The sequence below is a fragment of the Roseateles chitinivorans genome, assembly GCF_050632235.1.
GTDB classification, from domain to species: domain Bacteria; phylum Pseudomonadota; class Gammaproteobacteria; order Burkholderiales; family Burkholderiaceae_C; genus Roseateles; species Roseateles chitinivorans_A.
Window position 1 is genome coordinate 848,093 of sequence record NZ_CP192584.1, and the last position, 20,914, is coordinate 869,006.

A 20,914-nucleotide genomic window follows, 5' to 3' on the forward strand; every position below is an offset into this window, starting at 1 on the left:
CATGGACTCCCTGCCCAAGACCGCCCTGGACCGCCGCCGCTTTCATCTGCTCTCGCTCGGCGCCGTCGGCGCGACCCTCGCCGCGCCGCTGCCGGCGTTCGCGCAAGGCAACGCGGGGCGCCCGCTGGTGCTCGGCATGACGCTCGAACCGCCGGGCCTGGACCCGACCACCGGCGCCGCCGCCGCGATCGGCGAAATCATGCTCTACAACGTGCTGGAGCCTCTGACCAAGGTGGCGGAGGACGGCACCGCCCAGCCGCTGCTGGCGCTGCGCTGGAGCGCTTCGCCGGATCTGAGGACCTGGACCTTCGTGCTGCGTCCCGGCGTGCGCTTCCACGACGGCACGCTGCTGGACGCCGCCGCGGTGAAGGCCCGGTTCGAGGCGTCCGCTTCGCCCAGCGGCCAGAACAAGGATCGCCGCGTCTTCGCCAACATCGTGGCAATCGCGACGCCGGATCCGCTGACGGTGGTGTTGAGCTTGAAGCAGCCGGAGCCGGACCTGCCCGCGCTGCTCGGGCAGGCGACGGCGGTCATCACCAAGCCGCAGCCGGCCCGGCGCGACGCGCTGGCGCCGGTCGGCACCGGCCCCTATGTCGTCGCGCAATGGCAGCGCGGCGCCAGCCTGACGCTGGCCGCCTGGCCCACCTTCCGCGACACGGCGGCGATCCGGATCCCGCGCGTGCAGTTCCGCTTCATCGGCGAGCCGGCCGCGCAGGTCGCCGCGCTGCTGGCGGGCGACGTGGACGTCTTTCCGCGCGTGGCGGCGGCGCGTGCGCTGACGCAGTTCAAGGCCCAGCCCAAGCGCTTCCAGGTGATCACCGCGTCGTCGCGTGCCAAGACCATCCTGGCGATGAACCACCTGCGCACGCCGCTCCAGGACGTCCGCGTGCGCCGCGCCATCGCGATGGCGATCGACCGCCAGGCCGTGATCCAGGCCAGCGCGGACGGCTATGGCGTGCCGATCGGCAGCTTCGTCACGCCGGACACGCCGGGCTACGTCGACTGCACGGCGATCAACGCCTACAACCCGGTGGCGGCGAAGGCGCTGCTGGCCCAGGCCAAGGTCAGCGGCCTGCGCCTGTCGCTGAAGCTGCCGCCGGTGCCGTATGCGCGCCAGGGCGGCGAACTGATCGCGTCGCAGCTGGCGGCGGTCGGCATCACGGTGGCGATCGAGCAGATCGAATGGGCGCAATGGCTGTCGGGCGTCTACGCCAACCGGGCCTACGACCTGACGATCATTTCGCATGTCGAGCCGCACGACTTCGGCAACTTCGCCCGGGCGGACTACTACTGGGGCTATCGCAGCGAGCCGTTCAACGCGCTCTACGACCGCATGCAGAACGCCGCCGATCCCGCGCTGAGGGCGAAGCTGTTCGGCGAGGCGCAGCGCAAGGTGGCGGAGGACGCCGTCGCCGCCTTCCTGTACCAGCCGCAATGGATCACCGTGGCGCGCGCCGGATTGAAGGGCCTGTGGACCCGGACGCCGCTGTTCGCGAACGACCTCGCCGCGCTGAGCTGGACCTGAATCATGCGGGGGCGGACCGGCCCGGGATGACCTCCCCATCGTGCCCCCTGATGCGGCGACCCCGCCTCAGGGGGTCTGTGGCGCGAGCACGTCGGTCCCGCGAACGCGGCGGCGGCTCGTCGGCTGTCATCCACCGGCCATCCCCCGAGAGGGCTTTTCCTCTACAGTGACGCCCCGCGACCGTGTAGCGTGCCCGGTTTGGGGAGGAGTCGGAGTGCCGAATGCCGTTTGATTTGCCTGAGACCCTGCAGCCGTTCCTGCTGCCGCTGCTGATCGTGGTCCCGCTGGCCATCCTGATCATCATCATCACGGTACGCCGCGGCGACTACCGTGACTTCGGCGCGCCGCCGCCGCCCGTGCCGCGTCCGCTGCCGCCCGCTCCGGCCGCCGTCGTTCCCCCGCCGGTGCCGGCCGCCGCGGAGACTTCGCAGGAACGCCTGCCGCTGCTGGTGGTCGACGACTCGGCCGTGGTGCGCGCCAAGCTGGTGAAGCTGTTCAGCGACGCTGGCCACGAGGTCGTCGCCGCGCGCGACGGCGTCGAGGCGATGGAGCTGCTCGGCCAGACCCGCTTCGGCGTGCTGATCACCGACCTCGAGATGCCCAACATGGACGGCTTCGAGCTGATCAAGGCCGTGCAGGGCGCCCTGGCCACCGAGGACCTGCCGATGATCGCCATCACCGGTCACGAGGAACTCCATGCGCGCCTGCATCAGATCCAGGGGCTGTACGGGATGTTCCACAAGCCCTGGAACGATCGCGAGCTGATCAAGCGCGTCGAGGCGCTGTCGAACCTGCGCCGACCGGTCCGCCCATGAGCGTCGGTCGCTGGCTCAAGCGCGGCGCGATCACGCTCGCCGCGCTCGTGGCCATCGGCGCCGGCGGCGCGGCCTGGCATGTCCACAAGAAGCTGCCGGTGCGCGACGGCGAGCTGCAGCTGTCGGGGCTGAGCGCGCCCGTCACCGTGCGCTACGACGAGTGGGGCGTCCCCCACATCGACGCGCGCAACGAGGACGACCTCTACCGCGCGCTCGGCTACCTGCATGCGCAGGACCGGCTGTTCCAGATGGAGATGCTGCGGCGCTTGTCGCGCGGCGAGCTGGCCGAAGTGCTGGGACCGAAACTGGTCGAGACCGACCGGCTGTTCCGCACGCTCGGCATCCGCCAGCGTGCCGACGAACTGGCGGCCGCCTCCTCGGCGATCACGGCGCAGCCCGGCGCGGTTCGCGCGCTGTACGCCTACCTGGACGGCGTCAATCAATACCAGGCCAGCCGGCCGGCGCCGCTGGAGTTCGAGGTCCTCGGCATTCCCAGGCGCCCGTTCACGGCCGCCGACACCTACAGCATCGCCGGCTACCTGGCCTACAGCTTCGCGGCGGCGTTCCGCACCGAGCCGGCGCTGACGGCCATCCGCGACCAGCTCGGGCCGGACTACCTGCGCATCTTCGATCTGCAGTGGCATCCGGACGGTGCGCTGGAGCCGCAGGCGCTGAACGGGACGGGATCCCGCGGCGCGCCGACCGGGGCGGACCGCCGCTTCGCCGACGTGGCACCGATGCTGGCGCGGCTGGCCGAGGTCAGCGGCCGCGCGGCGGCGCTCGCCGGCCTGCCCCAGTTCGAGGGCAGCAACGCCTGGGCCGTCTCGGGCAGCCGCACGGCCAGCGGCAAGCCGCTGCTGGCGGGCGATCCGCACATCGCGTATTCGGCCCCGGCCGTGTGGTGGGAGGCGCATCTGCGCACGCCGCAGTTCGAGCTCTACGGGCATCACCTCGCGCTCAATCCGATGGCGCTGCTGGGGCACAACCAGCGCTTCGGCTGGAGCCTGACGATGTTCCAGAACGACGACGTCGACCTGATCGCCGAGAAGGTCAACCCGGAGAATCCGAACGAGGTCTGGATCAAGGACCGGTGGGTGCCGATGACGTCGCGCCAGGAGGTGCTCAAGGTCAAGGGCCAGCCGGACCAGGTGCTGACGCTGCGCCGCTCGCCGCACGGACCGATCGTCAACGATGCGATCCCGGGCGACCGCGGCGAGCGCCCCGTGGCGATGTGGTGGGCCTTCCTGGAGACCGAGAACCCGGTGATGGACGGCTTCTACAAGCTGGGCCGCGCGGACACGCTGGACCGGGCGCGCGAGGCGGCCAGCCTGATCCACGCGCCGGGGCTGAACGTCGTCTGGGCCAACGCGACCGGGGACATCGCCTGGTGGGCGGCGGCGAAGCTGCCGATCCGGCCGGCGGGCGTGAACCCGACCTTCGTGCTCGACGGCGCGACGGACGAGGCCGACAAGCCCGGCTTCCTGCCCTTCTCCGCGAATCCGCACGAGGAGAATCCGGCGCGCGGTTATGTGCTGTCGGCCAACTACCAGCCGGCGGGCGGCACGCCGGTGCCGGGCTACTACAACCTGGCCGACCGGGGGCAGCGGCTGGACGCGCTGCTGAACCAGGGCAAGCGCTGGGACATCCACAACAGCCAGGCGCTGCAGCTCGACGTGCAGACCGACTATGGCCCGCGCGTGCTGCGGCCGATCATCCCGCTGCTGCGCGGGTCGGCCTCGACGGAGGAGCAGTCGCTGGTCGAGGCGCTGGTGCGCTGGAACGGCGCCTACAAGGCCGACGCGGTGGCGCCAGTGCTGTTCCAGCAGTTCACCGCGGAGTTGCTGCGCGCGGCGATGAAGGACGAACTCGGCGAGGTGCAGTTCGAGAACCTGCGCCGCACGCGCGCGCTCGACCAGGCGCTGCCGAGGCTGACGGCGGATGCCGATTCGCCCTGGTGGGACGACCGGTCGACGCCGCAGCGCGAGACGCAGACCGACATCGTGCGCCGCGCCTGGAAGGCCGCGCTCGCGCACCTCGACATGACGCTCGGGCCCGACCGCACGGCGTGGCGCTGGGACACCGTCCACACCTTGACGCATGAGCATCCGCTGGGCAAGCAGAAGCCGCTCGACCAGCTGTTCAACGTGGGCCCGTTCCCGGTGCCCGGCGGGCACGAGGTGCCCAACAACCTCGCGCAGCGCAACGGCAGCGCGCCCTGGGGCGTGGTCTACGGGCCGTCGACGCGCCGGCTGATCGATTTCGCGCGGCCGCAGGAGGCGCTCGGCGTCAATCCGGTGGGGCAGAGCGGCGTCTGGCCGGACCGGCATTACAGCGACCAGGCCCCGCTGCTGGCCAAGGGGCAGTACCGCCGCGAATGGCTGGACGAGGCGGACGTGCGGTCGCATGCGCGCGGGACGCTGGTCCTGAAGCCGTGAAGCCGTGAAGCCGTGAAGGCGAGACGGTTCGCGAGAGCGGTCGCGGTGTCGACCAGCCGGGCGGAATGCCGGTGCCGCCCGGGGACTCTCAGAACCAGGGCTTCGGCAGTCGCTCGGTCTCGATCGCGCGTTGCAGCGCGGGGCGCTGCGCCATCCGTTCGAGGAAGGTGCCGAGGGCCGGCCGGTTGCGAGCCGGATCGCTGAAATTGCGCGTCCAGCGGCAGAGCATGAACGCGAAGGCGTCCAGCACCGAGTAGCGCTCGCCGAGCATGAACGGGCCGCCATGGCGCTCGAATTCGGCGGCGAGCAGATCGAGCTGCGCACCCGCGCGGACCTGTGCCTGGGCCTTCACCTCGGCGCTGCCGGCGGTGTTGCCCGGCGCGACGAAGCGGTCCGGGTAGTAGTAGGCGATGACGGTGGGCTGCAGCGTGTTGGTCAGCCACATCAGCCACTTGTAGGCCTGCGCGCGCTGGGCGCTGCCGAGCGGCGGCATCAGGCCGGCATCGGGGTGCGTGTCGGCGAGGTGCAGCAGGATCGCGGCGGTCTCGAACAGCACGAGGTCCTCCGCGCCGTCGCGCGTGTCGCGCATGGCCGGCAGCAGCCCGTTCGGATTGATCGCGAGGTAGGCGGGCGACTTGTGCTCGCCCTGGTCGCGGTCGACCAGCCGGAGCTGGAACGGGACGCCCAGTTCATGCAGGACGACGTGGGGCGCGAAGCTGGCGTTGCTGGGGAAGTAGTAGAGCTCGATCATGGCGTCGGGGCGGCGCGTGGTGGCGGCGTGAATGTGTCGTGAGAGTCTCGTGGTGCGTGCCGTGACGGGGGAGGCGCCAGGCGGCGCGAATCATCGCTGATCCGTCTTGCGGTCCTGGCCGTCCTGGCGGCTCAGGTGGTCGACGCGACCTGACGACGGGCAGGGACGCGTGCGCAGGCGTCGCGGAAGCAATGGTTCTTTACCCCGGCGAAACGCCCTCCCGTAGACGTGGCCGACCGCCGCGGCGTTGAATGGGCGTCTGGACTTCCTGGGCGCCGCCGGACGGCGCGAGCAGATCATGAGCAGCCTGAACAAGCTTCGCTGGTTGATTCCCGTCGCGCTGGCCCTGTCCGCGGGTCTGGCGTCCGCGCAGCATCATGGCGGCGGCGGGGCGCGTGTCGACATCGGCCTGCGCCTGGACAGCCGCTACCACCACGACCACTACTACCCGGCGCCCGGCTACGTCTCGCGCGGCCTGCCGGGCGGCGCGGTCTTCGTGGGCAACCGTTACTGGTATCACGGCGGCGTCTGGTACCAGCCGTGGGGACCGAGCTTCCGCGTGATCGCCCCGCCGCTGGGCTTCGTGGTGCCGATCCTGCCGAGCGCCTATGTGACGCTGCGCATCGGCGGCTACCCGTACTACTACGCCAACGGTGCGTATTACACGGTGGCCGCGCCCGGACCGGGCTATGTGGTCGTCGCGCCGCCGCCCGGCGCCGACGCGGCGACCCCCGCGCCGGTCGCGCCGCCGCGACCCGATCCGATCATCTATCCGCGCAACGGCCAGTCGGCCGGTCAGACCGAGGCCGACCGCCAGGAATGCAACCGCTGGGCGACCTCGCAACCGTCGGCGATGAACGATGCCGGCGTGTTCAACCGCGCGGTGGAGGCTTGCATGGATGGGCGCGGATACAGCATGCGATGAGCATCGCCCTCTGAGAGGGCTTTGACGTCGAGCGGGGGTCAGCACGGCGTGCTGACCCTTTTTCGTTTCCATTGCCCCAACGAGTCAGACATCAAGAGGTCGGCCGGATCCCCGCCAAGTGGGTCCCAGACGCTGGACCCTGTCCGGCGGCATCTCGAGAGCCAGCGAAGCGAGTCACTCCGTCTGCCACAGATCCGCCTTCGCGGATTCCAAAGAGATGCCCTTGGGCGCCTGCCCGCAACGATTGGCGGCGACGATCGATCGGATCTTTGACGCAGGACAAACGGCCGTCGAATTGAGCGCCTCGACGAAGAGCCCGGAGAGAGACGAGTCCTAGACTGATTCGTCCTCCTTCTCCTTGGACAGCGCTCAAGATGAACACGATTCCCAAGCCCGTGGAGCGGTTCCCGTTCCCGACTTCACTCTGCCCACCACCCGTCGCCCAGACGTCGGCTCGAGACGAATTCCGGCCAGCAAAGCGACGCGTCCCCTATGGCATTCTCAAGGGGCAGATCCGCATTTCCGAAGACTTCGATGCGCCGCTGCCTGACCATGTGCTCGCGAGCTTCGAAGGTCGCGTATGACCTTGCTTCTCGACACGCACATCTTCCTGTGGGTTGTCGAAGGCTCCCAACGACTGACGGCGGCGACGCGACATCTCATCGATACGGCGGACGCCGTATATGTCTCCGCTGTCTCGATCTGGGAGCTTGCGATCAAGGCTCGAATTGGTCGAATCGATGTGGATCCTGATCAACTGGTCAGGAATATCAAGATCTGTGGCTTTGCGGAATTGCCGGTCAGCGCTGAGCATGCTGCGACAACCATGATTTTGGCGTTGCACCACCACGACCCCTTCGACCGCCTTCTCATTGCACAAGCGATCAGCGAGGCAGCGCATCTGATCACGGCTGATGGGCAACTGCCGCAGTACAGCGAATTGATCGTGCAGGTCTGAAAGGAGAGACCATGTCGGATGGTCAAAGCGTGGTCAGACCACGCAGCCGGCCTCGCTCCCCTCCGTCGGCGTCGCGCTGCTGCTGACCTGCACGCCGTACCGCTCCGCTGTCATGTGCGCCAGGATCGCCAGCGCGATCTCGGGTGGCGTGCGGGCGCCGATGTGCAGGCCCACCGGGCCGTGCAGCCGGTCGAGCTGCGCGTCGGTCAGGTCGAAGTGCTCCTTCAGCCGCGCGCGGCGCTTGGCCTGGTTCACGCGCGAGCCGATCGCGCCGACGTAGAACGCCGGGCCGCGCAGCGCTTCCATCAGCGCCAGGTCATCGAGCTTGGGATCGTGCGTCAGCGCCACGATCGCCGTGTGCCCGTCGGGCTTCAGCCGCTGGACGACGTCGTCCGGCATCTCGCGCGTCAGCGGCGCGGCGATCAGCGTCCACGGGTAGTCGTCGCGCGGGTCGCAGACCTGCACCTGGTAGTCCAGCGCCAGCGCCATCTGCGCCAGGTACTGGCTCATCTGCCCCGCGCCGATGATCAGCAACCGCCATTGCGGGCCATGGTGCGTCACCAGCTGCGCGTCGCTCAGCACCAGCCGGTCCGCGCCGTCGCGCGCGTGCTCGCCCGGCTCCGCCAGCGAGACGGCACCGGTCGCCAGATCGAGCGTGCGCAGCACGCGCTCGCCGCGCGACAGCCGCTCCAGCAGCGGAGTGATCGCCGAGTGCGCGCCGACCGGTTCCAGCATCAGCTCCAGCGTCCCGCCGCAAGGCAGGCCGAAACGCTGCGCCGCCTCCGCGCCGACGCCGTAGCGGATCAACTCCGGCATCTTCAGGGTCAGCGTCCCCTCGCGGATCTTCGCCACGAGGTCGTCCTCGATGCAGCCGCCCGACACCGAGCCGGTGATCAGCCCGTCCGACCGGACCGCGACGATCGAGCCGACCGGTCGGGGCGCCGAGCCCCAGGTCCGCGTGATCGTGCCCAGCACGACGCGCTGGTCGGCGTCCACCCATTGCTGCACCTGGCGCAGCACCTGCAGGTCCATGTTGTCCATCCGCGCACCATAGCGAATTTCGTTCCCGCTTGTGCCGGACCGGGCATGCGCGCTCACAATCCCCGCATGCCCACGCTCGCCCTCAACGACGACCTCGTCCTGCCCGTTCCCCAGGCCCTGGCCTGGAAGACGCTGCACGACCTGACCCTGCTCGCGGACAGCCTGCCCGAAGGCACGCGCTTCCAGGCCGGCGATGCACCGGGCGCTTTCCTGCTGTCGCTGCCGGGATTCGAAGGACGCGTGCTGCAGCTCGATCTCGACGCGCCCAGCCGCCTGCACCTGAGCTTCGAGGGGCGCGGGCCTCGCACCGGTGCCGTGACGGGCCAGGCGCAGTTGCGGCTGGAATCGCTCGGCGACGACCGCGCACTGCTGCACGTGGCGCTCGTGATCCAGGCCGAAGGGGCGACGCCGTCGAAGGTCGCCGGCCTGCAGGCGCTCCGGGCGCGGCTCGCCGCCTTCGCGGCCGCCGTCGAGCGCCGGCATCCCTCCGGCCGTCCTCTGCCGGTGAAAGCGCCTCCCAAGCCGTGGCCGCAGCGGCTGGTCGACTGGTACCTCGGCTGGTTCGCGGCGATCTTCAACGGGACGCTGTATCCCGCACCCAAGCCGCGTCCGCCCCGCACGCGCCCCAGGCGCTGAGCGCGTCAACCGGCGACCCGACAGCCGACAGGCGGGCGTCACGCGACCGTCACCGAATTTGTGCATCGATGTAACTTGTTGATTTGCTTATAGAATCCGGCGCAATCCAACGGCCACCTCGCGGTGGCCGCTTCGTTTTCCGCCGACGGCATCCCCTGGGGAGTCCACGGCGACCGATTCCGCCGACCCTCCGATGGCTTCTCGCCTGTTCCCGCTGGACGCGCTGCGCGCCGTCGCCGCGCAATTGATCGTGCTGCATCACCTGTCGGTCTACGGACCGATCGCCGAGGCGATGCACGGCCTGTTCCCGCTGCTGTCGGGCTGGCTCTACGACTACGGCCGCATGGCCGTGCAGGTGTTCCTGGTCCTGGGCGGTTACCTCAGCGCGCGGGCGCTGTCGGCGCAGGAGCCGCAACTGCGCCGCTCGGCGCCGGCGCTGCTGGCGCAGCGCTACTGGCGCCTGGTGCCGCCGTTCATGGCGGCGATCGGCCTGACGCTGCTGTCGTCGTGGCTGGTCCAGCCGCTGTTGCCGGAACTGGTCCCGGGCGAGGTCCACCTGACGCAGATCCTGGCCCACGCGCTGCTGCTGCACGACCTGATGTCGGTTCAGGCGCTGACCGTCGGCGCCTGGTACGTGGCGATCGATTTCCAGCTCTTCGCGCTGCTGCTGCTCGTGATGTGGGGACTGCGCTGCCTGCCGGTGACGCGCGCGTCGCGGCAATGGATGGCGCCGGCCGTCGTCGGCGCGCTGTGCGCCGCCTCGCTGCTGAAGTTCAATCGCATGGCCGACATGGATGCCTATGCCCTGTACTTCTTCGGCGCCTATGGCCTGGGCGTGCTGCTGTGCTGGTGCCAGGGCTGGGCGCCCGCGGCGCGTCGCGCCGGCCTGCTGGCCCTCGGTGGACTGATGGTCGCCGCGCTCGCGCTGCAGTTCCGGGAGCGTCTGGTGGTGGCCGCGCTGACGGCGCTCGTCATCGTGCTGTGGCGCCGCGGCACGTTGCCGGCGTGGTTCCAGCGGCACGGGCAGGCGCCGGTGCAGTCGCTGGCGCGCCATGCCTATGCGCTCTTCCTGATCCACTTCCCGGTCTGCCTGCTCGTGAACGCCCTGTACGAGCACCGCGCCGAGAGCCCCGCGCCCATGCTGGACGCGCTCGCGCCGCTGGCGCTGGTGGCGGCCTGGATCCTCAGCAACCTGGCGGCCCTGCCGTTCCACCGCTGGATCGAGGCGCCGCTGCTGCGCTGGCGTCCGCGCGCCGCGGTGCTGCCGCAGGGCGTCGCGGTCCGCTGAGGCCTAGGCCCAGTTTTCCCGCGCGTTCTCGCGCCGCTGCAGGTCGGCGAGCGTCTTGCCGGGTTCGTCGCGGAAGCGCTCTTCCGTCATTTCCAGCTGCTGTACGCGGTCGACGCGGAAGCTGCGGAAGTCCTCTCTCAGCTCGCACCAGGCCGAGAAGGTCCACACCGGTCCCCAGAAGAAGCAGGCCAGCGGCCGGACGAGTCGCGTGCTGGTCTGGTCGCTGAGGTCGAGGTAGTGCAGGCGCAGCTTGGTGCGGGACTCGGTCGCCTGGCGCAGGTGCGTCAGGCGCTCCCGCGTGGCGGGATCGAGGCCGCGCTGCGGCGCGTAGACGGTGAGGCTCTCGGCCGCCGCGCGCGCGCTGCCGGGCAACACCGCGAAGATCTTGCCGAGGGCCTCCTCGGCGCGCTGGCCGAGCACCGCGTCGAGTTGCGGCTGCGCCAGCCGCACCGCGGCGACCAGCGACTGGGCTTCTTCAGCGCTGAACATCAGCGGCGGCAATTCGAAGCCCACCCGCATGCGGTAACCGACGCCCGCCTCGCCGTCGATCGGCACGCCCTGCTGCTGCAGCGCGGCGACGTCGCGATAGACGGTGCGGATCGAGACTTCCAGCCGCTGGGAGAGGAACTCGGCGGTCGTGAGGCGGCGTCCACGGATGAGTTGGACGATCTGGAAGAGGCGGTCGGCGCGGCGCATCCGGCGATTGTGGGCCATGGGCATGACCTGTCCGGGTCGTCATCCCCGCTACGATGCGTCGCATGGCTGACCCACATGTTGTGCTTCCCCATGTCGTGATCGTCGGGTGCGGTTTCGGTGGCCTGGAGGCCACCAAGGTCCTCGACGGCGCACCGGTCCGCGTCACGCTGATCGACCGCAGCAACCACCACCTGTTCCAGCCGCTGCTGTACCAGGTCGCGACGGCGGGCCTGTCCGCGCCGTCGATCGCCTCGCCGATCCGCCACATGCGGCGTCATCAGCGCAACCTCACGGTGCTGATGGCCGATGTCGAGGCCATCGACAAGGACGCGCGGGCGGTCGTGCTCGCCGACGGCCAGCGCCTGCGCTACGACCATCTGATCGTGGCCGCCGGCGCGACGCACAGCTACTTCGGCAACGACCAGTGGCAGACCCATGCGCCCGGGTTGAAGACGCTCGCCGACGCCTTCCAGCTGCGCGCGCGATTGCTGAGCGCCTTCGAGCGCGCCGAGACGCTGCCCGACGCGGACAGCCGCGCGCCCTGGCTGAATTTCGTCGTCATCGGCGGCGGGCCGACGGGCGTCGAGATGGCCGGCACGCTGGCCGAGATCGCCCGCCACACCTTGCGCGACGAGTTCCGCCGCATCGATCCCAGCCGCGCGCAGGTGCTGCTGGTGGAGGGCTCGGACCGGATCCTGGCGGCGTTCAAGCCGGCGCAGTCGGCGCAGGCCCAGGCGCAGCTGGAGCGCATCGGCGTGGTGGTGCGGACCGGCTGCCGCGTCGTCGGCATCGACGAGGAGGGTGTCGATCTCCAGACCGCCGACGGCGGCAGGGAACGCATCGCGTCGCGCACCAAGGTCTGGGCGGCCGGCGTGGCGGCGTCGCCGCTGGCCCGCACGCTGGACGTGCCGCTGGACCGCGCCGGTCGCGTGGTCGTCGACGAGCACATGAACATCCCCGGCCATCCGGAGGTCTACGTCGTCGGCGACATGGCCGCCGCGACCAGCCTCGAGAAGGACGGCAGCCGCAAGCCGGTGCCCGGCGTCAGCCCGGGAGCAAAGCAGGCCGGCCGGCACGCGGCACGGCAGATCCTGGCGCGGATGCGGGGGCGGTCGGAAGCGCCGTTCCGCTACATGGATTACGGCAACCTGGCGACGATCGGCCGCAAGGCGGCGGTGGCCGACCTGGGGTCGATCCAGTTCAGCGGCTTCTCCGCATGGCTGTTCTGGCTGTTCGTGCACGTGTACTTCCTGATCGGCTTCCGCAACCGCGTCCGCGTGTTCGCGGACTGGGCCTGGGCGTACTTCACCTTCCAGCGCCACGCGCGGATCGTGGTGGAGCCGCGGCCTGGCGTTGGGGACGACGCGTGAGTCGCGCCAGCCGCGGTCAGATCGGCGTACAGATCTCGACCAGCGTGCCGTCCGGGCACCTGACGTAGGCCACCACCTGGCCCCAGGGCTTGGTGATCGGCGGGGTCAGGCCTTGCGCACCGGCGGCCAGCGCCTGGGCGTAGGCGGCGGGGACGTCCTGCGTGGACAGGCCGATCTCCATGCCCAATGGCGATCCGTCCTCGGCCTTCCGGTAGTCCTGGCCGAGGTTGCCGCGAGCGATGTCGTGCCGGGCGAAGGACAGCGTCGTGGCGCCGGTTTCCAGCTCGCCGTAGGCGCCGGACTCGTGCAGGAAACGTCGCCGCAGACCGAAGGCGCGCTCGAAGAAGTCCAGCGACGCCCCCACGTCCTCGACGTAGACGATCGTGTAGGCGAAATTCAGAGCGCTCATGGCGGGATCTCCTTGGCGTGGCGATGACGGCGGGGCGTTTGTCCCCTGCGTGCGGGGCACCGGCACGCGCCGGGCTCCTCATCGCCCTTCCGGGCCCCCGATTCGGGTGGGCCGCCTTGTAGGACGATGTCGCGTCCATGATGCGGACCGGCTGCTGACAGCGGATTGGCAGCTAGGATTGCCGCCCATGAGTGTCCCGTCCCTCGAGCCGCAACGGCTGCCCAACGGCCTGCTCTGGCTGGCGCGCCCGGTCGCCGGCACGCAGGCGGCGGTGCGCGTGGTCTATCGCTGCGGCGGCCGCGACGATCCCACCGGCCGCAGCGGCATGACGCATCTGGTGCTCCGGCTCATTGCCGGCGCCAGCCGTTATCTCGAACCCGGCCAGTTCAACCGCCTGATCGCCTCGGCCGGCGGCCGCAGCGGCATCGAGATCGACGAGGACTTCGCCGCGCTGCAGACCGTCGTGCCTGCCCACCAGCTCGAACGCGTGCTGTGGGCCGAGGCCGAGCGCATGAGCAACCCGCGGCTGGAGCCGGACACGCTCGCCACGGCGCGGCAGCAGCTGCGCCAGGCGGTGCTGGCGCCGCAACTCAATCCCTACGCGCGGCTGGACCTCGCCGTCCAGCGCAGCGGGTACCTGACGCATCCGTACCAGCGTGGCGCGCTCGGCGATCCGGAGCAGCTGAAGGACCTGGACATCGACGCCGTGCGCGCCTTCCACGCCAGCCGCTTCGGGTGCGACCGCGCGCTGCTCGTCATCACCGGGGCCTTCGACGAGGCGGCGGTCGCGCGCTGGGTGCTGCACTATTTCGGCTCGATCCGGCCGCCGATGCCGGCGCAAGGCGCGCAGGGGCCGGTGTCGACGTCGACGTCGACCTCGGCGCCCGCCGCCACGGCATCGCTGCCGTCGTCGTCCGCGGTCGCATCGACCCCCAACGCGCCGTCCACCTCGTCGTCCGCATCGACGCCCGCCGCGGAGCCGCGCGAGCTTCGTGAATCGCGCCGCCCCCAGAGCCAGACGCTGAAGCTGTCGCTCGCGCGGGCGCCGCTGCCGGCGGCCGCGCTGGTCTGGCAGGTGCCGCGCGCCGACGATCCGTCGACGCCGATGTGGCAGCTCGCGCAGGCGCTGCTGGGCCTGGGCCGGTCCGGCCGGTTGACCGACACGCTGGTCGACGAGAAGGCGCTGGCGCATCAGCTCAGCCTGCGGCTCGACGCCCATCGCGACGCGGGCCTGCTGGTCGCGCAGGCGCTCGCGGCGCACGGCCAGACGGCCGCGCCGGTGGCGCAGGCCCTGCAGCAGGAAGTACTGCGCCTGGCCGACGAGCCGGTGACCGATGAGGAACTCAACAAGGCCAAGGCGCTGCTGCGACGCGAGACCTTGTCGGCCGACTGGACCGCGGACCGTCTGGCGAGGTCGCTCGGCACCGCGTGGGCGGTGCGGGGCGATGCCGGTGCGCCAGCCAGGGACATGGCCGTGTGGATCAAGCTGAGCGGCGCGGACGTGCAGCAGTTCTGGCGCAAGCAGGTCGTGCAGGCGCCGGTGCTGACGCTGCTCGCGGACATCGGCGCCGCCGCGGGAGTGGCGGCATGACCGTCGATCTGAACCGCCGCGGACTGATGCTCGGCGCCGCGATCGTGTCGGGGTCGACCGCCTGGCCGGCGCTGGCGCAGGATGGATTCGATCGCCCGCCGGAAGCGCCGCCGGCACCTTCGCCGCTGCCGTTGCCGCTGGAACAGACGAAGCTCGCGAACGGCCTGCGCGTGGTCGTGCTGCCGCGACCCGGCGCGCCGCGCACGGCGGTCCGGCTGATCGGCGAGGGCGGCTGGCTGCGCGACCCGGCAGGCAAGGACGGGCTGGCGGAAGTGGCGTTGTCGATGCTCGCGCAGGGCGCGAAGCGCGACGGCGAGGAAATGGAGTCCGCCGACATCGCCTATGCGGGCGATCTGCTCGGCCTGCCGCTGCGGCTGGAGCTGACGCCGTCGACGGCGGAGATCGTGCTGGAGGCCTTGCCCGACCAGTGCGACGACGCGGTCAACCTGCTGGCGGACCTGACGCAGCGGCCGCTGCTCGCCTTCGAATCGCTGGAGCACATCCGCAGCCGCGCCCTCGATGCGCTGGTGCTGCGGCGCGCCGATGCGCTGCTGCTCGCGCCGTGGGCGGTGCGGCGGCAGTTCCGCGGGCGGGCGCAACCGGTGCAGACCTCGGCCAGCCTGAAGCGGCTGAAGCGCGAGGATGTGCTGAACTTCCACCGGCAGTACTGGCGGCCGGAGCGCGCGGTGCTGCTGTTCGCGGGCGACCTGAGCCTGCAGACCGCGCGCGGTCTGGCCGAGGACTTCATGGGCGGCTGGCGCGTGGCGAAGCTGCCGCCCGCCGGCCCGACGCCGGCGGTGTCGCTGCCGGCCGCGGCGCCCACGCCGGCGATCGCGCAATTCCTGCCCTTGCCGCAAGGGCAGGGCTGCCGGTTGATCGTGCAGACGCCGGTGCCGCGCGGCACCCCGCCCGCGCTGCGCGAGCTGGCGCGCACGCTGATGCACCAACGGCTGGCGGCACGGCTGCCCTGGCCGTGGGACAGCGAGATGGAATCGCTCGGCGGCGCGTTGTGCTGGCGCCTGAGTGTCACGCTGCCGGCGGCGGCGGTGCCCGATCAGCTCGCGCAGTTGCGCGAGCAACTGCCGCTGCTCGCGGCCGAACCGGTGACGCCGGAGGACCTCGCGCTGGCGCAGGCGCTGGCGCAAGGCGAGTGGGAGTTCCAGCTCGCGGAGGCGCCGGATGCGCTGCTGTCGCAGGCGCTGGCCGCCGGTGAACTGGAGGACTGCGTGCAGTGGCCGCAGCGCGTGCGCGCCGTGAGCGCGCCGGTGCTGCAGCTGCTGATGGGCTCCAGCTGGCGCGATACCCGCACACATCTGCTGCTGCTCGGTGACGCGGGCCCCCGGAGCCGGCGCAGCGCGCGTGGCCGGGACTGACAGCGATTACAATGAAGGCTGTCATTGGGGAGTAGCCGCTGCACCCCGCCCGTCGCCCGACGGGCTGATTCAGCAGACCCGCGTCAACAGACTTGAGCCTTGGCTCATGGCGCGAGGTAGCCAGGAACCCACGGGTTCCCAGCCTGGCGAGACCTTTGACCATGTCCCCGGACTTTGCGGCCGGCGGCGACATGGTCATTGGTATGTCTCGGCCGCTGAGTCTTTCATGGAAGCCTTCCTCATCTCCACCGGCCTCGTGGCCCTCGCCGAAATCGGCGACAAGACCCAATTGCTGGCCTTCATCCTGGCGGCGCGCTTCCGCAAGCCGGGACCGATCGTGCTGGGCATCCTGATCGCGACCCTGGTGAATCACGCGTGCGCCGGTGCCGTCGGCAGCTGGATCACGACGCAGGTGTCACCGCAGACGCTGCGCTGGGTGCTGGGCGTGGGCTTCATCGCGATGGCGGTGTGGACGCTGATCCCCGACAAGATCGATGACGAGGAGACCGGCGGCAAGTTCCGCCTGGGCGTGCTGGGCACGACGATCGTGGCTTTCTTCCTGGCCGAGATGGGCGACAAGACGCAGATCGCGACGGTGGCCTTGGCGGCGCGCTTCAACGACCTGTGGCCGGTGGTCGCGGGCACGACCTTCGGGATGATGATCGCCAACGTGCCGGCGGTGTTCGTGGGCGACAAGCTCGCGCACAAGATGCCGGTGCGGCTGGTTCACGGCATCGCGGCGATCATCTTCGCGGTGCTGGGCGTCTTGACGCTGCTCGGTGCCGGCGAGTCGATAGGGTTCTGATCAATCAACGGACATGAACCGGGCCCGAATGGCCCAGTTCATGTCCTTGATCGCGATCATGCGCTTGGTGAAGACCTAACCCTCTGAAGAGGGCCTCCCGAAGGGGGGCTCGGTCAGCGCGCCGAGGCCTGTCTCACCGCACGCTCCCACTGCGCCATCAGCGTCTCGGCGCGGTCGCGCGACATGGTCGGGCGGAAGGTGCGTTCCGTCTGCCAGTTGCGGCCGATGTCGCCGAGGTTGCCGTAGACGCCCGCCGTGAGGCCGGCGAGGTACGCCGCGCCGAGCGCCGTTGTCTCGATCACCTTCGGACGCACGACCGGGATGCCGAGCAGGTCCGCCTGGAATTGCATCAGCAGGTCGTTCACGCACGCGCCGCCGTCGACGCGCAGTTCGCTGACCGGCGCGCCACCGGCCGCCACGGCGTCGCGGCTCATGGCCTGCAGCAGTGCCGCGCTCTGGAACGCAATGCTCTCCAGCGCCGCGCGCGCGATGTGTGCCACCGTCGATCCGCGCGTCAGACCCACGATCGCGCCGCGCGCCTCCGCGTCCCAATACGGCGCGCCGAGCCCGGTGAAGGCCGGTACGAACATCACACCGCCTGCGTCGGGCACGCTCTCCGCGAGCCCTTGCACCTCGCCGCTGCCCTTGATCGCGTTCAGCCCGTCGCGCAGCCACTGCACCACCGCGCCACCGATGAAGACGCTGCCCTCCAGCGCGTACTGCGGCGTCGCATCGATCTGCGCCGCGCTCGTCGTGATCAGCCCGTTCGCACTGGTCTGGAAGCGCGGTCCCGTGTGCATCAGCATGAAGCAGCCGGTGCCGTAGGTGTTCTTCGCCATCCCGGCTTCGAAGCAGGCCTGTCCGAACAGCGCGCTCTGCTGGTCGCCGCCGATGCCGCCGATCATCAGTGCCGTGCCGAGATGCTCCGGCGCCACGCGGCCGAATTCGGAAGCCGACGGCTTCACCTCAGGCAGCAGCGATTTCGGAATGCGCAGCAGCGCGAGCAGTTCTTCATCCCACTGGTTCTCTCGCACGTTGAACAGCATCGTCCGCGACGCGTTGCTGACGTCCGTGACGTGCACCTCGCCGTTCGTGAGCTTCCAGATCAGCCAGCTGTCGACCGTGCCGAACGCGAGCTCGCCGCGCTCCGCCGCGTCGCGCGCGCCGCTGACGTGGTCGAGGATCCACTGCAGCTTGGTCCCCGAGAAATACGCGTCGACGACCAGCCCCGTCTTCTCCTGGATGCGCGGACCGTGACCCTGCTCGCGCAACGCGGCGCATTGCGGCTCGGCGCGGCGGTCCTGCCAGACGATGGCGTGATGGATCGCGCGCCCGGTCTTGCGGTTCCACACCAGCGTGGTCTCACGCTGGTTGGTGATGCCGATCGCCTTCACCTCGGACGCCTTCAGCGACGCCTTGGTCAGCACCTCGCGCGCGACGGCGAGCTGCGTTTCCCAGATTTCATCGGCATCGTGCTCGACCCAACCCGGCTGCGGATAGATCTGGCGGAACTCGCGCTGCGCCATCGCGACGATGCGCCCCTGCGCGTCGAAGACGATCGCGCGCGAACTCGAGGTGCCCTGGTCCAGGGCCAGCAGGTAGGTCATGGCTTGTCTCGCTCGTTGTGCTCTTGGCGTTTTCTTGAACTGCTTTTTGAGAGAACCCTGTCGCGATGCTACGGCGCGACGACGAGCTCCACGCCCGCATCCGCCATCAGTGCGGGGAAAGGCTCCGGCGGCGGCTCGTCGGTGAACAGCGCGTCGATCTGGGGCAATCGGGCGACCTCGGCCATCGCGGGCCGGTTGAACTTGGTCGCGTCCGCCGCGACCCACACCTCGCGCGAATGCTCGACGATGGTCCGCGCCACCATCACCTCGCGGTAGTCGAAGTCGCGCAGGCTGCCATCGGACTCGATGCCCGAGATGCCGATCAGCCCGATGTCCACCTTGAACTGGCGGATGAAGTCGACCGCTGCCTCGCCGACGATGCCGCGGTCACGGTGCCGCACGGAGCCGCCGACCATCACCAGTTCGCAGTCCGGGTTGTCACTCAGGATCATCGCGACGTTGAGGTTGTTCGTGATGACGCGCAGGCCCTTGTGGCGCAGCAGCGCATGCGCCACCGCCTCCGTCGTCGTGCCCAGGTTCAGGATCAGCGAGCAGCCCGCCGGGATGCGCGCCGCGATGGCGCGCGCGATGCGCGCCTTGCCGTCGGCCTGCATCGCCTGACGCTGCCGGTAGGCGATGTTCTCGGTGGTCGACGAGGGCACGCGCACGCCGCCGTGGAAGCGCTGCACCAGGCCGGCTTCGGACAGGCGCTGCACGTCCCGGCGCACCGTCTGCAGCGTCACGCCGAATTTCTCGGCGAGCGACTCGACGCTCACCGATCCATGGGCGCGCACCTCCTGCAGCAGGTCGTTCTGACGAGGGTTCGGATTCATGGCGCGCAGGCTAAAGGAACCGAAACGAACAAATGATCGGGTTAACCCTCAATCGAAACGCGCATATTCGCGCTAAAAAGAAAAAAGAAGAACAGAATTGCGAACTTTCCAACGGCCATCGCAGGGTGGCCGTTTGACTGTCCGGCCAATTCGATCCAAGGAGACACCTTGACCGCCGCCTCGTTCCCCGACCCGATTTCCACCGACCGCGCCGCTCCCGATGCAGGCACCGCCGGTGCGCTCGATGCGTCCGGCGCCTCCGGCGCCTCTGGCGCGGACGGGGAATGCGACGTGCTCGTCGTCGGCGGCGGCATCAACGGCGCGGGCATCGCGCGTGATCTGGCGGGCCGCGGCTGGAAGGTCGTGCTGGCGGAAGCGTCGGACTTCGCGGCGCACACCTCGTCGTCCTCGACGAAGTTGATCCACGGCGGGCTGCGCTACCTCGAGTACTACGAGTTCTCGCTCGTGCGCAAGGCGCTGCAGGAGCGCGAGGTCCTGCTGCGCAGCGCCCCGCACATCATGTGGCCGCTGCGCTTCGTGATGCCGCACGACGCGGCGATGCGCCCGGCCTGGATGATCCGCATCGGCCTGTTCCTGTACGACCACCTGGCGCGGCGCGAGGTGCTGCCGGGCTCCGAGGGCGTGGACCTGCGCCGTTCCCCCTACGGCGAGCCGCTGAAGGCCGAATACACCAAGGGCTTCGTCTATTCCGACGGCTGGGTCGACGACGCGCGGCTGGTGCTGCTGAACGCGCTCGACGCACGCGAGCACGGCGCGGTGCTGCACACCCGCACGACCGTCACCGCCGCGAAGCGCCACGCGGACCACTGGACCGCGACGCTGCGCTGTGCCGACGGCGACCGCACGCTGAAGGCGCGCGCGCTTGTCAACGCGGCCGGCCCGTGGGCCGAAGGTTTTCTGCGCGAAGTCGCCGCGCCTGCGCGCGGCGAAGCGCTCGCGACCAAGAGCCTGCGCCTGGTCAAAGGCAGTCACATCGTCGTGAACAAGCGCTTCCAGCACGACCACGCCTACATCTTCCAGAACCCGGACAAGCGGATCATCTTCGCCATCCCCTACGAAGACGACTTCACGCTGATCGGCACGACCGACGTGGAGCTGGCGCCGGACGCGCTGGCCGGCTTCGGCAAGGCGCGCATCGACGAGCGCGAGATCGCCTACCTCTGCGAGCAGGCGAGCCGCTACTTCCGCGAGCCGGTGGTCGCCTCGGACGTGGTGTGGACCTACGCCGGCGTGCGCCCGTTGCTGGACGACGCCTCCGGCGACCCGTCCGCCGTGACGCGCGACTACCTCCTGGAGACGCACTCGGACGGCGGCGCGCCGCTGCTGAGCGTGTGGGGCGGCAAGATCACGACCTTCCGCAAGCTGGCCGAGGACGCGGCCGATCTGCTGGGCGATCTGCTCGGCGACCGCCGCCGCGCCTGGACCGAGCATGCGCACCTGCCCGGCGGCGACCTGCGCGACTGGATCGGCGCGCCGCAGAGGCCCGATACCGATTTCCAGCGCCTGCTGTCCGCCGTCGGCCAGCGCCATCCGTGGCTGCCGCCGTCGCTGGCCCGCCGTCTCGCGCGGGCCTACGGCGCGCGCCTCGGGCGCGTGCTCGGCGGCGCGGAACGGCTGGACGACCTTGGTCCGGAAATTGCCCCCGGGCTGCACCAGGCGGAACTCGAATACCTGGTCCGCGAGGAATGGGCCCGCGCGGCGGACGACGTCCTGTGGCGCCGCTCCAAGCTCGGGCTGCACTACACCGAGGGGCAGCGGATGGCGGTGGTCCAGTGGTTCGCCGAACGCGAGCACCTCTGGGCCAAGCCGCCGGCCGCCGCGGCATGACCTGACCC

Annotated in this window: 19 protein-coding genes and 1 riboswitch; of the genes, 13 read left to right on the forward strand and 6 right to left on the reverse strand. The window is 70.3% G+C overall.

Translation table 11 applies throughout. From position 1 onward, the window contains the following. Position 1: 1 nt before the first annotated feature. The 3 genes from ACQ859_RS03780 to ACQ859_RS03790 all read left to right on the forward strand — a co-directional run bounded on the left by ACQ859_RS03780 (position 2) and on the right by ACQ859_RS03790 (position 4,775). Positions 2-1,525 carry an ABC transporter substrate-binding protein gene (locus ACQ859_RS03780; protein WP_431264660.1) on the forward strand — a complete coding sequence of 508 codons (1,524 nt, stop codon included), beginning with the start codon at positions 2-4 and terminating at the stop codon, positions 1,523-1,525. Positions 1,526-1,746: 221 nt separating this feature from the next. Then, complete coding sequence (locus ACQ859_RS03785; RefSeq protein ID WP_431264661.1) at positions 1,747-2,340, forward strand: response regulator; 594 nt, start codon at positions 1,747-1,749, stop codon at positions 2,338-2,340. Continuing rightward, complete coding sequence (locus ACQ859_RS03790) at positions 2,337-4,775, forward strand: penicillin acylase family protein (protein ID WP_431264662.1); 2,439 nt, start codon at positions 2,337-2,339, stop codon at positions 4,773-4,775. Before ACQ859_RS03785 ends, ACQ859_RS03790 begins: the two co-directional genes overlap by 4 nt. Before the next feature lie 88 nt (positions 4,776-4,863). Here the strand turns inward: ACQ859_RS03790 and ACQ859_RS03795 are convergent, their stop codons facing one another. Continuing rightward, the gene (locus ACQ859_RS03795) at positions 4,864-5,526 is read right to left on the reverse strand and encodes a glutathione S-transferase family protein (protein WP_431264663.1); all 663 of its coding nucleotides are present in this window, start codon (positions 5,524-5,526) and stop codon (positions 4,864-4,866) included. A 247-nt stretch (positions 5,527-5,773) separates the two neighbouring features. On the opposite strand from ACQ859_RS03795, the gene ACQ859_RS03800 reads away from it, so the two are divergent. The 3 genes from ACQ859_RS03800 (at position 5,774) to ACQ859_RS03810 (ending at position 7,409) form a co-directional block, all read left to right on the forward strand. Beyond that, positions 5,774-6,451 (forward strand): DUF6515 family protein, encoded by a 678-nt coding sequence (locus ACQ859_RS03800; RefSeq protein WP_431264664.1) that lies wholly within the window; start codon positions 5,774-5,776, stop codon positions 6,449-6,451. A gap of 374 nt (positions 6,452-6,825) precedes the next feature. Continuing rightward, positions 6,826-7,035 (forward strand): hypothetical protein, encoded by a 210-nt coding sequence (locus ACQ859_RS03805; protein ID WP_431264665.1) that lies wholly within the window; start codon positions 6,826-6,828, stop codon positions 7,033-7,035. Next, positions 7,032-7,409: a type II toxin-antitoxin system VapC family toxin gene (locus ACQ859_RS03810; protein WP_431259713.1), complete on the forward strand. Its 378-nt coding sequence runs from the start codon at positions 7,032-7,034 to the stop codon at positions 7,407-7,409. Before ACQ859_RS03805 ends, ACQ859_RS03810 begins: the two co-directional genes overlap by 4 nt. Before the next feature lie 33 nt (positions 7,410-7,442). Here the strand turns inward: ACQ859_RS03810 and ACQ859_RS03815 are convergent, their stop codons facing one another. Further along, entirely contained in the window at positions 7,443-8,450 is a 1,008-nt protein-coding gene (locus ACQ859_RS03815; RefSeq protein ID WP_431264666.1) for an XdhC family protein, read from the reverse strand. Positions 8,451-8,516: 66 nt separating this feature from the next. Here ACQ859_RS03815 and ACQ859_RS03820 point away from each other — a divergent pair, with 66 nt between their 5' ends. Next, positions 8,517-9,086: a hypothetical protein gene (locus tag ACQ859_RS03820; RefSeq protein ID WP_431264667.1), complete on the forward strand. Its 570-nt coding sequence runs from the start codon at positions 8,517-8,519 to the stop codon at positions 9,084-9,086. Positions 9,087-9,279: 193 nt separating this feature from the next. After that, positions 9,280-10,374 (forward strand): acyltransferase family protein, encoded by a 1,095-nt coding sequence (locus ACQ859_RS03825; protein ID WP_431264668.1) that lies wholly within the window; start codon positions 9,280-9,282, stop codon positions 10,372-10,374. Between the two features lie 3 nt (positions 10,375-10,377). Here the strand turns inward: ACQ859_RS03825 and ACQ859_RS03830 are convergent, their stop codons facing one another. Further along, positions 10,378-11,070, reverse strand: coding sequence for a helix-turn-helix transcriptional regulator (locus ACQ859_RS03830; protein ID WP_431261344.1), 693 nt, complete (start codon positions 11,068-11,070; stop codon positions 10,378-10,380). A gap of 62 nt (positions 11,071-11,132) precedes the next feature. On the opposite strand from ACQ859_RS03830, the gene ACQ859_RS03835 reads away from it, so the two are divergent. Next, a complete protein-coding gene (locus ACQ859_RS03835; RefSeq protein WP_431264669.1) occupies positions 11,133-12,440 on the forward strand; it encodes an NAD(P)/FAD-dependent oxidoreductase in 1,308 nt (435 codons plus the stop codon). A 16-nt stretch (positions 12,441-12,456) separates the two neighbouring features. Here ACQ859_RS03835 and ACQ859_RS03840 read toward each other — a convergent pair whose 3' ends face one another. Next, positions 12,457-12,840: a VOC family protein gene (locus ACQ859_RS03840; protein ID WP_431266454.1), complete on the reverse strand. Its 384-nt coding sequence runs from the start codon at positions 12,838-12,840 to the stop codon at positions 12,457-12,459. 196 nt (positions 12,841-13,036) lie between these two features. On the opposite strand from ACQ859_RS03840, the gene ACQ859_RS03845 reads away from it, so the two are divergent. From ACQ859_RS03845 to ACQ859_RS03855, 3 genes are all read left to right on the forward strand, one after another. Beyond that, positions 13,037-14,440: a M16 family metallopeptidase gene (locus ACQ859_RS03845; RefSeq protein WP_431264670.1), complete on the forward strand. Its 1,404-nt coding sequence runs from the start codon at positions 13,037-13,039 to the stop codon at positions 14,438-14,440. Beyond that, positions 14,437-15,813, forward strand: coding sequence for a M16 family metallopeptidase (locus ACQ859_RS03850; protein WP_431264671.1), 1,377 nt, complete (start codon positions 14,437-14,439; stop codon positions 15,811-15,813). The genes ACQ859_RS03845 and ACQ859_RS03850 overlap by 4 nt, the downstream gene beginning before the upstream one ends. Before the next feature lie 14 nt (positions 15,814-15,827). Beyond that, positions 15,828-15,961, forward strand: a riboswitch (yybP-ykoY riboswitch). 78 nt (positions 15,962-16,039) lie between these two features. Next, positions 16,040-16,618 (forward strand): TMEM165/GDT1 family protein, encoded by a 579-nt coding sequence (locus tag ACQ859_RS03855; protein ID WP_431264672.1) that lies wholly within the window; start codon positions 16,040-16,042, stop codon positions 16,616-16,618. Positions 16,619-16,731: 113 nt separating this feature from the next. Here ACQ859_RS03855 and glpK read toward each other — a convergent pair whose 3' ends face one another. Next, positions 16,732-18,225: a glycerol kinase GlpK gene (gene glpK / locus ACQ859_RS03860; protein ID WP_431264673.1), complete on the reverse strand. Its 1,494-nt coding sequence runs from the start codon at positions 18,223-18,225 to the stop codon at positions 16,732-16,734. A gap of 68 nt (positions 18,226-18,293) precedes the next feature. After that, the gene (locus tag ACQ859_RS03865; protein WP_431259703.1) at positions 18,294-19,058 is read right to left on the reverse strand and encodes a DeoR/GlpR family DNA-binding transcription regulator; all 765 of its coding nucleotides are present in this window, start codon (positions 19,056-19,058) and stop codon (positions 18,294-18,296) included. 291 nt (positions 19,059-19,349) lie between these two features. Here ACQ859_RS03865 and glpD point away from each other — a divergent pair, with 291 nt between their 5' ends. Continuing rightward, positions 19,350-20,906 (forward strand): glycerol-3-phosphate dehydrogenase, encoded by a 1,557-nt coding sequence (glpD, locus tag ACQ859_RS03870; protein WP_431266455.1) that lies wholly within the window; start codon positions 19,350-19,352, stop codon positions 20,904-20,906. Positions 20,907-20,914: the final 8 nt, after the last annotated feature.

Bases quoted from the DNA above. Each gene is read 5' to 3' on its own strand.
- ACQ859_RS03845 (WP_431264670.1), top strand. From the start codon at position 13,037: ATGAGTGTCCCGTCCCTCGAGCCGCAACGGCTGCCCAACGGCCTGCTC.
- ACQ859_RS03830 (WP_431261344.1), bottom strand. From the start codon at position 11,070: ATGCGCCGCGCCGACCGCCTCTTCCAGATCGTCCAACTCATCCGTGGA.
- ACQ859_RS03825 (WP_431264668.1), top strand. From the start codon at position 9,280: ATGGCTTCTCGCCTGTTCCCGCTGGACGCGCTGCGCGCCGTCGCCGCG.
- ACQ859_RS03855 (WP_431264672.1), top strand. From the start codon at position 16,040: ATGGAAGCCTTCCTCATCTCCACCGGCCTCGTGGCCCTCGCCGAAATC.
- ACQ859_RS03790 (WP_431264662.1), top strand. From the start codon at position 2,337: ATGAGCGTCGGTCGCTGGCTCAAGCGCGGCGCGATCACGCTCGCCGCG.
- ACQ859_RS03815 (WP_431264666.1), bottom strand. From the start codon at position 8,450: ATGGACAACATGGACCTGCAGGTGCTGCGCCAGGTGCAGCAATGGGTG.
- ACQ859_RS03850 (WP_431264671.1), top strand. From the start codon at position 14,437: ATGACCGTCGATCTGAACCGCCGCGGACTGATGCTCGGCGCCGCGATC.
- ACQ859_RS03865 (WP_431259703.1), bottom strand. From the start codon at position 19,058: ATGAATCCGAACCCTCGTCAGAACGACCTGCTGCAGGAGGTGCGCGCC.
- ACQ859_RS03795 (WP_431264663.1), bottom strand. From the start codon at position 5,526: ATGATCGAGCTCTACTACTTCCCCAGCAACGCCAGCTTCGCGCCCCAC.
- ACQ859_RS03810 (WP_431259713.1), top strand. From the start codon at position 7,032: ATGACCTTGCTTCTCGACACGCACATCTTCCTGTGGGTTGTCGAAGGC.
- ACQ859_RS03805 (WP_431264665.1), top strand. From the start codon at position 6,826: ATGAACACGATTCCCAAGCCCGTGGAGCGGTTCCCGTTCCCGACTTCA.
- ACQ859_RS03835 (WP_431264669.1), top strand. From the start codon at position 11,133: ATGGCTGACCCACATGTTGTGCTTCCCCATGTCGTGATCGTCGGGTGC.
- ACQ859_RS03780 (WP_431264660.1), top strand. From the start codon at position 2: ATGGACTCCCTGCCCAAGACCGCCCTGGACCGCCGCCGCTTTCATCTG.
- ACQ859_RS03785 (WP_431264661.1), top strand. From the start codon at position 1,747: ATGCCGTTTGATTTGCCTGAGACCCTGCAGCCGTTCCTGCTGCCGCTG.
- glpK (WP_431264673.1), bottom strand. From the start codon at position 18,225: ATGACCTACCTGCTGGCCCTGGACCAGGGCACCTCGAGTTCGCGCGCG.
- ACQ859_RS03820 (WP_431264667.1), top strand. From the start codon at position 8,517: ATGCCCACGCTCGCCCTCAACGACGACCTCGTCCTGCCCGTTCCCCAG.